11 protein-coding genes are annotated in these 12,750 nt (G+C 31.7%); 1 reads left to right on the top strand and 10 read right to left on the bottom strand.

All coding sequences use genetic code 11. The annotated features are described in order from the left end of the window. Window positions 1–61: 61 nt before the first annotated feature. The gene (locus LXH21_RS15680; protein ID WP_239868090.1) at window positions 62–931 is read right to left on the bottom strand and encodes an ABC transporter permease; all 870 of its coding nucleotides are present in this window, start codon (window positions 929–931) and stop codon (window positions 62–64) included. A gap of 150 nt (window positions 932–1,081) precedes the next feature. Between LXH21_RS15680 and LXH21_RS15685 the strand changes: the two genes are divergently transcribed. Further along, the gene (locus tag LXH21_RS15685; RefSeq protein ID WP_239868093.1) at window positions 1,082–1,822 is read left to right on the top strand and encodes a tyrosine-protein phosphatase; all 741 of its coding nucleotides are present in this window, start codon (window positions 1,082–1,084) and stop codon (window positions 1,820–1,822) included. Between the two features lie 268 nt (window positions 1,823–2,090). Here the strand turns inward: LXH21_RS15685 and LXH21_RS15690 are convergent, their stop codons facing one another. The 9 genes from LXH21_RS15690 to gmd all read right to left on the bottom strand — a co-directional run bounded on the left by LXH21_RS15690 (window position 2,091) and on the right by gmd (window position 12,720). Beyond that, complete coding sequence (locus LXH21_RS15690) at window positions 2,091–4,043, bottom strand: polysaccharide biosynthesis protein (RefSeq protein ID WP_394799583.1); 1,953 nt, start codon at window positions 4,041–4,043, stop codon at window positions 2,091–2,093. 153 nt (window positions 4,044–4,196) lie between these two features. After that, a complete protein-coding gene (gene rfbA, locus LXH21_RS15695; RefSeq protein ID WP_239868096.1) occupies window positions 4,197–5,060 on the bottom strand; it encodes a glucose-1-phosphate thymidylyltransferase RfbA in 864 nt (287 codons plus the stop codon). Between the two features lie 88 nt (window positions 5,061–5,148). After that, entirely contained in the window at window positions 5,149–6,006 is an 858-nt protein-coding gene (gene rfbD / locus LXH21_RS15700) for a dTDP-4-dehydrorhamnose reductase (protein WP_239868099.1), read from the bottom strand. After that, on the bottom strand, window positions 6,006–6,554 hold the full coding sequence (rfbC, locus tag LXH21_RS15705; RefSeq protein WP_239868102.1) for a dTDP-4-dehydrorhamnose 3,5-epimerase: 549 nt from the start codon (window positions 6,552–6,554) through the stop codon (window positions 6,006–6,008). Before rfbC ends, rfbD begins: the two co-directional genes overlap by 1 nt. A gap of 28 nt (window positions 6,555–6,582) precedes the next feature. Beyond that, on the bottom strand, window positions 6,583–7,725 hold the full coding sequence (locus LXH21_RS15710; protein ID WP_239868105.1) for a DegT/DnrJ/EryC1/StrS family aminotransferase: 1,143 nt from the start codon (window positions 7,723–7,725) through the stop codon (window positions 6,583–6,585). Next, entirely contained in the window at window positions 7,718–8,143 is a 426-nt protein-coding gene (locus LXH21_RS15715) for a cupin domain-containing protein (RefSeq protein WP_239868108.1), read from the bottom strand. The genes LXH21_RS15710 and LXH21_RS15715 overlap by 8 nt, the downstream gene beginning before the upstream one ends. Continuing rightward, window positions 8,140–9,099, bottom strand: a complete 960-nt coding sequence (locus LXH21_RS15720; protein ID WP_239868111.1) for an MraY family glycosyltransferase — start codon at window positions 9,097–9,099, stop codon at window positions 8,140–8,142. Before LXH21_RS15720 ends, LXH21_RS15715 begins: the two co-directional genes overlap by 4 nt. A 341-nt stretch (window positions 9,100–9,440) precedes the next feature. Continuing rightward, window positions 9,441–10,502 carry an EpsG family protein gene (locus LXH21_RS15725; RefSeq protein WP_239868113.1) on the bottom strand — a complete coding sequence of 354 codons (1,062 nt, stop codon included), beginning with the start codon at window positions 10,500–10,502 and terminating at the stop codon, window positions 9,441–9,443. Window positions 10,503–11,601: 1,099 nt separating this feature from the next. Then, window positions 11,602–12,720 (bottom strand): GDP-mannose 4,6-dehydratase, encoded by a 1,119-nt coding sequence (gmd, locus tag LXH21_RS15730; protein WP_239868115.1) that lies wholly within the window; start codon window positions 12,718–12,720, stop codon window positions 11,602–11,604. Window positions 12,721–12,750: the final 30 nt, after the last annotated feature.

Consider the following 12,750-nt stretch of genomic DNA (forward strand, 5'->3'; position numbering starts at 1 on the left):
GGATTAAATAAAATCCATTTTGGTTTATAATTGATTATCAACTACACTGAATAAGCGGCAACTAAATTGTGTCAATAAAACTTTTTTCAGTTCTATTAAACAGAAGCACTCCTATAATAAAGATAGTTATGGTCACAATAGTAGTGTATAGCATACCGTTGAGAGGAATTTCGCCAACGCTCATTAACATATAGCGCGAAGTTTCGATGATATAAGCAACAGGGTTGTATCGAATAATCCAAGCATACTCAGGTACCTTAGATTCTATTAGACTCATGGGATAGAAAACCCCCGAAACATACATTAACAGCTGAATACCAAAACCAATTAAATAATTTAAATCTCGATATTTGGTCACCATCGATGAGATGATCATTCCTAATCCTAACCCTAAAAACCCCATGATCACAATCACAAAAGGTAATAGTACTGTCCAACTATTGAATGCGACCTGAGCTCCATTGCTATAAAAATACGCAAAGAACCCAAAAAATATGAATAACTGAATTAAGAACCGTACTAAATTTGAAATTACCACTGTCAAAGGAGCTATGATCCTAGGGAAATACACCTTACCAAAAATACCAGCATTGTTGGCAAATGTATTGGAGGTACCCGTGAGACAAGATGAAAAATAATTCCAAATTGTAATACTAGCCAAGTTGAACAAAAAAGGAGGAACCTCACCTGTACTTATTCCAGCAAGATTATTAAAAACTATCGTAAAAGTGACCGAGGTGAACAAAGGCTGAATTAAGTACCAAAGTGGTCCTAGAATGGTTTGCTTGTATATCGTCACAATATCACGACGTACAAATAAATATAGTAAATCACGGTATTGCCACACCTCTTTGAGGTTTAATGTAAAAAAACTACTCTTAGGTTTGATTTCGAACAACCAAGTAGCGGAATTATTTTCTTTGGGACTCATTAACAAACTTAATTATTGGGTTTTCTAAAATATAGAAATATATTTTATGCTTAAGACAAATATACTTATTTAGTAGCCCGATTTACAACAGAATACTTTAAGTATTGCTCAAAATTAACGTACTTTGTATCATAATTAAAAAAATACCAAATGCTTTTCTTTTCGAAAAAAAAACCTACGTTAGCAGAATTAATTCCCGAAAATTTTACAGATATTCATTCCCATCTCTTACCAGGGATTGATGATGGATCTAAGACATTTGAGCAAACCTTGCTCATGATGATGTCTCTTAAATATATTGGCTTCTCAGCGTTTATCACAACTCCTCATATAATTCAGCATGTGTGGAATAATACCACTGAAATTATTAATAACACCCAAGATAGAACCCTACTAGATTTACGAAACAGTAAATTCACGTCACCTTTTAGAGCTGCTGCTGAATATTTTATGGATGATAATTTCAATAAACTTGTAGAAACACGTGACTTACTAACTATAAAAGATAATTATGTATTAGTAGAGATGTCATATATGAATGCTCCCATTCAGCTATACACTATTTTATTTGACTTACAAGTTGCTGGTTATATACCTGTTCTAGCGCACCCTGAGCGTTATCTATTTTATCATAACAACCTCAGCGAATATCATAAGCTGAAAAAAGCAGGTTGTAAATTTCAATTAAATCTCTTGGCTGTTACGGGTTACTATGGAAACCAGGTAGCATCAGTAGCGGAGAAATTATTGATGGGTGGTTTATACGATTTCGTTGGTTCTGATGTGCACCATGAAAAGCATATTGATTCGTTTAATGAGAAGGTCAAAATTAAAGATCTTACACCTCTAAAGGAAGTAATTAAAAACAACGAATTCTTTGCGTTTGAATAGCCAAATATTGCTTACTCTTATTACTGTTTTAAAAATTTACTACAAAAAAAATATGTCTGTAATGTAGATAAAATTACAGTCTACTATATTGGAAATCATTCTTTTTTCTAATATATAACCAGCTATTTTAGCACCACCTTCATATTATTCTAAATTCATAATTATCAAAATCTAATCCTAACTAAAAAAGTTTATTGAAACGTATTCCAATAAACTTTTTTAGTTAAAAATGTAAGTATGTCATTAAAGCATTTAATATTTTAATTTTCTAATTTTTGACATCTAATAACTCGAAATTAGAATTCATACTTTTGAATTCTGGTATTATCTGTTTCATCATACCGACAATTTCTTCCTTGCTTGATGTTTTCGAAATATCAATTAAGTAATTGATTGAAGCATGAAGCTTTTCGTATTCTTCCTGAATTTCTTCGGCAATCATTATTTTTTCATGATGCGTAGGTAGCGTTTTACTAGTGTCATTTAAAAGTTCTTCATAAAGCTTTTCTCCAGGTCTCAGTCCGATTTCTCGAACCTCAATATCTTTATCTGGAACAAATCCTGCTAACTTTATCATCTTGTATGCTAGGTCGATAATTTTAACTGGTTTCCCCATATCAAAAATATAGATTTCACCTCCCTTACCCATAGCGCCGGCTTCTAATACCAGCTGGCAAGCCTCGGGAATAGTCATAAAATAGCGAATAATGTCTCTATGTGTAATTGTAATTGGGCCACCTTCTGCAATTTGTTTAGTAAATAAAGGTACTACTGATCCATTCGAACCTAAGACATTACCAAACCTCGTAGTTATAAATTTAGTACCTAGAATTCCTGAATGTACATTTTTTAGATGTAGCGACTGCACATATTTTTCTGCAATTCTTTTACTAGCTCCCATTACATTGCTAGGATTAACTGCCTTATCTGTCGAAATCATCACAAATTTATCTACCGCAAATTGACATGATAAATCGGCAATGTTCTTGGTTCCTTCTACATTAGTCTGTATTGCTTGTGGTGGATTATTTTCCATCAAAGGCACGTGCTTGTAGGCCGCAGCGTGAAAAACAACATCTGGTCTGTATTTATCAAAGACAGTAGTCATAGTCTCCCTATTTCTGATGTCGGCAATAATTGTTTTAATTTTAGACTTAGACTTAATTGTTTCAAATTCTAAATGTAAATGATGTAAGGGTGTCTCCGCTTGATCTAGTATAATTAATCTTCTAGGCGAGAAACTTAGTGCTTGACGCGCAATCTCGCTACCAATGGAACCGGCTGCACCAGTAATCAGAACCGTCTTGTCTTTCAACTGACTACTAATCAGTTTATTATCCAACACTATCGGATTTCGATTTAGCAAATCTTCAATTTGAATTTTCTTAACTTTTCTCGAAATCTCCTTTTGGTTTTCCCAATCTGAAATTACAGGAACGGTAAAAACTTTTAGATTGTACTCTAAGCATTGATCTACAATAATCATCTGCTCTTGCTTGGACAAACTTTTATCTGCCATGATCAAGCCTTGTGCGCCCTGACTTCGCATTACTGCAGGTATCTTTTTTCTTTGAGCAAAAATTGGTAGGTCTAAAATTCTCTTAGTACCATTTTGCTTGTTCTTATCAATAAATCCAACGATTTTAAATCGCAATGGTGATTCTAATTTCAAGGCATTTGCAACTGAAATCGCATTTGCATCAGCTCCATAAATAATAGCTTTGGTTAAACCATCTTTACTTTGATGCGTAAAATACAATTCAAAGGTTTGCTTTACCACAACTCGGTATAAAAACAATCCGCAAAATGAAATTACAATATTGATAAAAAGCGCGGTATTTAAAAAGGCTTTATATCCATAAATAAATAGATGGGTGTAATTGAAAGCTATAAATACTATCAATAATGACGTCTGAGAGAATAATAGCTTTACAGCATCTATATAAGAAGAATGCCTAATAATACCCGAATAGGTTCGAAACAACCAGAAAAAGAATAGATTAAGTAATAAAAATGATCCAAAATATAAAAATATGGAATCCATTTTAACATAATTTAAACCAGTCCCTTTAAACAACAAAAAGGTCATAAAGAACGCTCCAATAAGTACCACAAAATCAATAATAACAATTATCCATCGAGGCAGATAACTCATATTATCAAAGTGCAATCTCTGACTAAGTTTAGTGAACTTTTTTTCTAAACTTGAATACTTTTTCATCAATCAATAATTTACTATTAGAACCACATCAAATTTAACTAAATACTTATCAAGTTAATTAATTCTGTTACATATGAGTTACAAATTCACCTTTACAAAAGAAATAACTTACAAGTGCATTTCTTTAAGCTGAATTTACATTTAGTTAATCTATTAGTGCTTTAATAAATTAATTAAATACTCTCCGTAACCTGATTTAACAAGAGGAGCTGCCATTTCGCGCAGTTGCTGGTCTGTAATAAAACCTTGACGCCAAGCAATCTCTTCAATACATCCAATTTTAAGTCCTTGTCTTTCTTCAATAACTTGAACAAACTGTCCCGCTTGCATAAGACTATTAAAGGTTCCCGTATCTAGCCAAGCAGTACCTCTACTTAAAATACCAACTTTTAATTTACCTTGTTCTAGATAAACTTTATTTACATCTGTTATTTCGTATTCCCCTCTTGCAGATGGCTTAATATTTTTTGCTATTTCGACCACTGAATTATCGTAGAAGTATAATCCCGGAACTGCATAATTTGATTTCGGCTCCAATGGTTTCTCTTCGATAGAAATGGCAGTAAAATCATCGTCGAATTCAACTACTCCATAGCGTTCTGGATCTGAAACGTGATACGCAAAAACAACACCTCCGTCAGGATTATTATTGGCTTGTAATAGTTCTTTCATATTTGAACCGAAGAAAATATTATCCCCAAGTACTAAGGCCACACTATCATTACCTATGAATTCTTCTCCAATAACAAATGCTTGCGCTAAACCATTAGGTAATGCTTGCTCTTCATAACTAAATTTACAACCTAATGAACTACCGTCTCCTAAAAGCTTTTTGAAATTAGGTAGATCATGTGGTGTTGAAATTATCAATATTTCGTTTATACCTGCCGACATTAAAGTTGAAAGCGGATAATAAATCATTGGTTTATCATATACGGGCATCATCTGCTTGCTCATGGCAAGCGTTAAGGGATGCAAACGAGTTCCTGACCCTCCTGCTAATATAATTCCTTTCATAATTTTGTTCTTTAAATGATGTATCTATTTTTGATAGTAGATAATCTTCTTATTACTATTATAACGAGAACTTACTAATTAAATTTTACTATTTAGCTAGCAGATCCATACATTTTATTAAACTTTGTTTGTAATCTGGCACTGCAACGCCGTACGTACTTTTTATCTTTGATTTGTCGAGTAAAGAATAATTTGGTCTTTTTGCAGGTGTAGGGTAGTTAGAAGAAGGAATACCTCCAACTTGGCAATCGAAACCTCCAATCTCTTGGATATCTAGGGCAAATTGAAACCAACTAATCTCACCTTCGTTCGAAAAATTAAAAATACCTGGCTCCCATTTACTTTCAGAAAGTATTGTCATAATTGCTAATGCAAGATCTGCTGCATAGGTTGGACTACCTATTTGATCATTTACGACATTTAATGTATCTCTTTCTTGCATCAAACGTGACATCGTCTTAACAAAATTAATACCAAAACTAGAATAGACCCACGATGTTCTAATAATTATAGCGTCAGGATTATTTGCCATACACGCTTTTTCTCCTGCTAATTTGGTAACGCCATATACATTTATGGGATTTGTTAATGCAGTTTCTGTTAGTGCCACTGAGGAATCACCATCAAACACATAATCTGTAGAAACATGAACTAACTTACAATTATTTTCGTGGCTCCACTTGGCCATAATAGCAACAGATTGATGATTTAATACATCTGATAATTCCACTTCAGACTCTGCTTTATCAACGGCTGTATGTGCAGCACAATTAATAATAATTTGAGGATTAATTTTTGAAATACTCGATTCAAGTGCCTCTAAATTACACAAGTCTAGTTCTTGCCAATCTGTAAAAACCCATTCATATTGAGAATACGTTTTCGACAAAATAGTAAGCTCTGACCCCAATTGTCCTTTTGCACCTGTTATTAAAATCTTTTTCATTAAAATTTGCTGTTACAGTTTTTAAAATCTGGTAATATTTGATCTTTATCAGACACAATAGCATCTTTTAAATCCATACCCCAGTCTATATTTAACTCTTGATCATCAAAACGAATTCCGCCTTCACTAGCTTTGTCATAAAACTGATCACATTTATACATCACTAAAGCAGTCTCACTTATTACTGAAAAACCATGAGCAAAACCTTGTGGCACTAATAATTGTTTTTTATTTTCAGACGTTAGCTTAACACTGAAAGACTGACCAAATGTAGGGGAATCTTTTCTTAAATCTACTGCAACATCGATTATTTCGCCTTCTAATACTCTAATTAATTTAGTTTGAGCAAATGGAGGATTCTGATAATGTAGTCCTCTTAGCGTTCCTCTTTTTGAAAAAGATTGATTGTCTTGCACGAAATCTATATCAACTCCTAAATCTTTTAATTTATTTTCGTTATAAGATTCCATAAAATAACCTCTTTCGTCTTCAAAAACTATCGGTGTAATAACAACTAAATCTTGAATTGGTGTAGTATCTACTTTCATTTATTCTGTAAATTAATTAATAACTTTATTATTTTAAACAAACTCGTCTAACGACAGCTGCTATTCTAATTTTATCTTGCTCAGTCAAATTGGAACTAGATGGTAAACACAATCCGTTTTTAAATAACGTTTCTGCTACATTACCGCCATAATATCCGCAATTCTCAAACAAAGGTTGCAAATGCATCGGTTTCCATAGCAGTCGAGATTCTATATTTTCTATTTCTAGTGCCACGCGTAAATCTTCATTCCTAACATTATGTTTATTATCAGGATCAACCAAAATCGTACTTAACCAGCAATTAGGAGAATAATCTTCATTGGGAACATTATGTACTGTTACAAATTCGAACTCAGAAAAAAGCTCTGTGTAAAAAACATGATTATCTCTTCGCAGCTTGATATGCTCGTCCAAAACTTCCATCTGACCTTGGCCTACTGCAGCACAGATATTTGGCATTCGATAATTGTAACCTATTACACTATGTTGGTAAAATAATGCCCTGTCCTTAGATTGTGTTGCATAGAAAATGGCTTTAGTTTTTACATCAGCTCTTTTTGTAATTAATGCCCCTCCTCCCGATGTGGTAATTATTTTATTACCATTAAACGATAAAACTCCAATCGTTCCAAAAGTACCACACGCTTGTCCTTTATAATAACTGCCAAAGGCTTCTGCACAATCTTCCAAAACCGGTATTTCATAATGATTAGCAATTTTATGAATTAAATCTATTTGATAGGGCCTACCGTAAAGATGTACTGCCACGATTGCTTTAGGTTTTTTCCCTTTAGCAATTCGATCAATAATTGCTGCTTGTAAAGCTATTGGACATAAATTCCAGGTTATGTCTTCGCTGTCTATAAAGATTGGAGTCGCTCCTAAATACAATATCGGATTAGCCGAAGCCGAAAAGGTCAAACTTTGACAAATAACTTCATCACCAAAGCCAACTCCTAGCAATTTGAGACCTAAATGTATGGCCGCTGTTCCAGAACTTAATGCTGCAATGTGAACATCTTCACCCAGGTAAGCTGCAACAGTATTTTCAAAATCATCTACATTTTTCCCACCCGTTGACAATGAGTTCGAAAGTAAAGCCTCTTGTATATATTTGCTCTCACTACCACCTTGATGTACTGTGGATAAATGAATTCTGTTTTTATTCATTTATAGCCCAAGTATTGCTGTCAAATCTAACATCGTCTTCCTTTACCCTATCCAAAGGCAAAGTCGAAAATGACATTAATTGTGAATTCTCCTCTAAAGAAACAATTGCGTTGGCGTAACCAGCAGGAATATGCAGAACTCGAGGTTCATCAGCCTTTACAACAACAGACTCAACAATAATATCTACAGATGGATTTTCCCAATTATCTATTTTAACAAAAGCAATTTTAAAAGAACCAGTAATACAAAAAAAATTCTTACTATCTAGTTTGTGTCCTTGCCACGCCCTGATTGGTTTTTCTATAGAATTTTTAATGATATAAAAACGTTCGATATCTGTAAATTTAAAGTCATTTACAAAAATCACTGAACCTCTGTCGTCACTATATTTAGCTCCTTCTATGATTTTAGTACTCATATTTGATTTTCTAATTTATCCAATAAATAAAATTTGATACTATATAGTAAAAACAAAGGAGTAAAAAGTATCAGTATAATCAACCAATCGGAAATTTTTTGATAACTCCATATCACAAGAATTGACACTATCGCTTGTAATAGCGCGTATCCCAAAGAAACAATTCGGTGATCAATCTTATACTCATTGCACAAAATCTGGTAAAAATGCCAACGGTGCGCTTCTGACAATTTTTCTTTTAAATAAATACGATGCAAAATTGTGAGCCCAGTCTCGGCACCATAGACAGCTAATAACATAATCCAGAGAATAGATTGGGATGCAATCATCAAATTTGAAATCAAAAATAAAATCCAAAATGCAACTGCAATACTACCAATATCACCTGCAAAACATTTTGCTTTTTTTCTAAAATTAAAAATCAAAAATACAACTGATGCAATTATTGGATAGAGGATAAATTCGTCGGCAGCATACGTGATAACATAATTATTAACAAACCATAACGCACTTAAAATTGATATAGATTGCAGTCCTGTAATTCCGTTGATGCCATCCATAAAATTATAGGCATTTATAGATCCCACAAAGAAAAAATATGCCAATAATATTCCGTATATAGGTACTATAGCATATAAATCTAAATTCCAAAACAAGAATGAAATAGCGACTAGGTGCGAAAAGAATCTGATTTTACTTGACAGACTTTGAATATCATCCCAAAAACTAATGACACTCACGATAGTAATCCCTATAAAAAAAAGATAATTGTCTTGTACATTTTGAACAAAATATAACAGCGCAGCAAACCAATAGATTATTCCTCCACCCCTTAAAGTAATTTCGGTGTGTGAACTTCTATGGTTTGGTTTGTCAATTATATTGTATTTATCTGCTATTTTAAAAAACACAAGCTCCATAATTAGTAAGAGCGCAAAAACTATTAAATAGATCATTTTTCTTATTACTAAAATTTGTTTCAAAACATATTACTATGATTGATATATATTAACTACTTGTCCTGAAGTCAAAATTAAATTTCGGCGGTTTTGTGCCAGTTTACAAGACTTAAAGATATTCATAATATTAACTTTTTATATAAATCTTTTAAGCTGAACTTGTAAAATTTTAGCTTAATAGACTATTTCGATTACAGCATAATGTAATATAATAATAATGTGAACCACATTCAGTTTAGCATCCCTACGTTAATCAATTTAACTAACAGCAATGATTTTAAATTTTATTACACATAGTACAATTAAAAAATTTTATTTCAGCTGCAGTCAAATTGTAATTATTCATTTTTGAGCAGTAGGTTTTTATAAGGTATAAATGTTGGAACTTTCCCATGATAACGATTAAAATCAGTATTTATACCATTTATGAATGCCCCAAAATAAAGTATATAAAACGTTGATAACAGTAGTAATCTTTTCAATTTAAATTCTAGAAAGATTACATCTGCAATTATGACAACTTCAAAAACCCTAAAATAAGTAGCCATTCTAGACATATCATAATTTTTAGAAAATAAGTTAATAAGCGCAATTGACAAACAATACAAAACTACGATATAATGATGCTGTAAATATTTACCTTTAAGTTTTTCGAAATAAAACAAAATTAAAATACACTCTAAATTCAGTAAAATAAGTTTATATGTATTTACCTCATTTAAATTATGTTTAAAATAGTAAGAATACCTAGAATTCTCAAATAACACAGAGAAAATATTGATCAGATTTAACTGGGCAATTGCAAAAGCACCAAAAAGAATGCAACAAATTACCTTAATATTAAAGTAATTGACATATTTATAAACCAATACAAACAATACTGAGGGAATCAATAATGACTTATGAAACCCTATACCTAAAAGCATCCACAAACAATATGCTAAATATCTCTTTTGCAATAAAAAATGAAAAGAGTAGAATCCTATAGCGACAGCTAAAGATTGCCTTACAAGTGTAAACGAGGTAAGGAACAAGCTCGGAATCAAGACAAAAAACAACAAGGCAATTGCTATATTTGTAGTAAACTTTTTAAAACCCAGATAAAATAACAGAATAGTGAAAAAAGAAAAAAAGAAAAAAAGAAATTCTGGCGTTAACTGCAACCGTCGAAATAATTTCATCACAGCCAAAAAACCAAACTCAAAATCGGAATCTCTTGCTTTCTGTAAGTACCAATAGACGTAACTGTTATAATCGGCACCAATTGTATCTCTAAAACCAGCAATGATAATAAGTATAATAACTATACTAATTTCGGCTATTTTTCGGCTATCGGAATAAAAATGAGCAATAGCTGCTAAAATTGAAATTAATAGCAGAAATAAAATATAAAAAATCATTGTCAATTTAAATTAGCAATTATAGTTAAATTTAAGCCATTATGATTGCGTGTATCAAAACATAAAATACTTTTTATTGTTCTGTTTATTTAGCTTATGATCACACCTTTATTCTTAATTCACACAGATTTATCAATTTACTAGCAATACTATTACCTCAGAAAAAATCAATAAAAACCTCACTGATACAATCTTCGGTTTGACTACATATCAAATGCAAAATCAATTATCGAAAAATAAGCATCGATTCCATTACTTGTTAGTCCCAGTAAATTGTTCAAGCCAACATCATTTTCAAATTATAAAATAAAAAACTCAAATTTTGAACATGAGACTTATTATAGATGCTGGTCTGCATAAATTTGACAGCTTGCTCACAATTTTTTACCTATAAAAACATAGTGTTTCATTGCATGCAGAGAAACAAACATTCTAAAGTTTAAATTGGATTTTTTACATTTTTAAAGTACTATTGATAACTAAAAAACAACTACAAATATTGTATTGCTCATAAAATGGACTATAATCTTCATTATCTACGAGATGGCAAAGACTATTTTTTTGATTATAAAAGATCAATTAAAAGACTATTACTTCTACCTAATAAAATATGCTAATGTAAATCAGGGAACAATTTAAAACAGAAACTTTTTTTAAACTGTACTTGATTAGTACCCATAAATTAAATTACTTCTAAATAAACAAGTTTTCAAAAATTAAATTAGACTTGCAGCTATGATTAGCAACAAGTCCAATTAATATTACAGCATCTAAAAATCAATGGAATTTGCTTTCTTACGTGAAAAATTAGCTATTAGTTACTCATTCATTACATTTAAGGTAGAAGATATAGGTATTAAAAAAAAATGTTTCAGAATTTGCAAAATAACAAAATCAGTATAGTATAGTTTTCAACTCATAAAGTTTCATCTTTTTAATAATGGTGTTTATTTAATTTACAAAATGATATAAGGCGATAAAAGTGACAGATAACTTATAATTTGCCTTTAGTAACCACAGAAAACATTATAAAAAATTGACTAGAATAAGCTATTGACTTGATTTTTTCTAAATTTAGACTTTCAATCCAGATAATAAATTACTTTTTAAAACTGGAACGAACCTCTTTTAACATTCTTTCTTTTTGAACATAAACCAGATCTGACTCTACCATTTCTTCCACCATTGTTTTTAAAGTATATTTAGGTACCCATCCCAATTTCGTTTTAGATTTAGTAGGATCGCCAATTAATAAATCTACTTCTGTTGGACGGAAATACTCTGGATCAATTGCAATTACTTGTTTACCAACTTCTAACTGAAATTCAGGATTGCTGCAAGAAGTAATAAAACCTTTCTCATCCACACCTTCACCTTTAAATTCAAGTGCTATACCTACTTCTGCAAACGCCATAGTAACAAAATCACGTACATAGGTCGTTTCTCCCATTGCAATGACATAATCTTCAGGCACATCTTGCTGTAGAATACGCCACATTGCCTCAACATAATCTTTAGCATGACCCCAATCACGTTGTGAATTTAAGTTACCTAAATACAAACAATCTTGTTCTCCCAATGCAATAGCTGCAGTAGCCATTGTAATTTTTCGCGTTACAAACGTTTCTCCACGACGAGGTGACTCATGATTAAATAATATCCCGTTACAAGCAAACATGTTATATGCTTCTCTGTAATTTTTTGTTATCCAAAAGCCATAAATCTTAGCGGCACCATAAGGTGAACGAGGGTAAAAAGGAGAATGCTCATCATACAACCCTTTTTCATTTTTATTTTCAGAAAGACCACCATACAACTCTGAAGTAGAAGCTTGGTATATTCGTGTTTTTTTCTCCATTCCTAATATACGAACGGCTTCTAAAATACGAAGTGTTCCTACACCATCAACATTTACAACATATTCAGGAGAATCAAATGACACTTTTACATGACTCATAGCTCCTAAATTATAAATTTCATCCGGTTGTACTTCTTGAATAATTCGAATAATATTAGTCGAATCTGTTAAATCACCATAATGCAACTTTAAATTTACATGATCTTCGTGGAGATCTTGATATATGTGATCTATACGTTGAGTATTAAAAGACGAAGCTCTCCTTTTAATACCATGAACCATATATCCTTTTTCTAATAATAATTCTGCTAAGTATGAACCGTCTTGGCCCGTTATCCCTGTAATAAGTGCTACCTTCATTTTCTTAAATATTTTATAATTTATTTAATT

It is taken from the genome of Flavobacterium algicola (genome assembly GCF_022399565.1).
Lineage (GTDB): Bacteria > Bacteroidota > Bacteroidia > Flavobacteriales > Flavobacteriaceae > Flavobacterium > Flavobacterium algicola.

Bases quoted from the DNA above. Each gene is read 5' to 3' on its own strand.
- LXH21_RS15680 (WP_239868090.1), bottom strand. From the start codon at position 931: ATGAGTCCCAAAGAAAATAATTCCGCTACTTGGTTGTTCGAAATCAAA.
- LXH21_RS15685 (WP_239868093.1), top strand. From the start codon at position 1,082: ATGCTTTTCTTTTCGAAAAAAAAACCTACGTTAGCAGAATTAATTCCC.
- LXH21_RS15690 (WP_394799583.1), bottom strand. From the start codon at position 4,043: ATGAAAAAGTATTCAAGTTTAGAAAAAAAGTTCACTAAACTTAGTCAG.
- rfbA (WP_239868096.1), bottom strand. From the start codon at position 5,060: ATGAAAGGAATTATATTAGCAGGAGGGTCAGGAACTCGTTTGCATCCC.
- rfbD (WP_239868099.1), bottom strand. From the start codon at position 6,006: ATGAAAAAGATTTTAATAACAGGTGCAAAAGGACAATTGGGGTCAGAG.
- rfbC (WP_239868102.1), bottom strand. From the start codon at position 6,554: ATGAAAGTAGATACTACACCAATTCAAGATTTAGTTGTTATTACACCG.
- LXH21_RS15710 (WP_239868105.1), bottom strand. From the start codon at position 7,725: ATGAATAAAAACAGAATTCATTTATCCACAGTACATCAAGGTGGTAGT.
- LXH21_RS15715 (WP_239868108.1), bottom strand. From the start codon at position 8,143: ATGAGTACTAAAATCATAGAAGGAGCTAAATATAGTGACGACAGAGGT.
- LXH21_RS15720 (WP_239868111.1), bottom strand. From the start codon at position 9,099: ATGATCTATTTAATAGTTTTTGCGCTCTTACTAATTATGGAGCTTGTG.
- LXH21_RS15725 (WP_239868113.1), bottom strand. From the start codon at position 10,502: ATGATTTTTTATATTTTATTTCTGCTATTAATTTCAATTTTAGCAGCT.
- gmd (WP_239868115.1), bottom strand. From the start codon at position 12,720: ATGAAGGTAGCACTTATTACAGGGATAACGGGCCAAGACGGTTCATAC.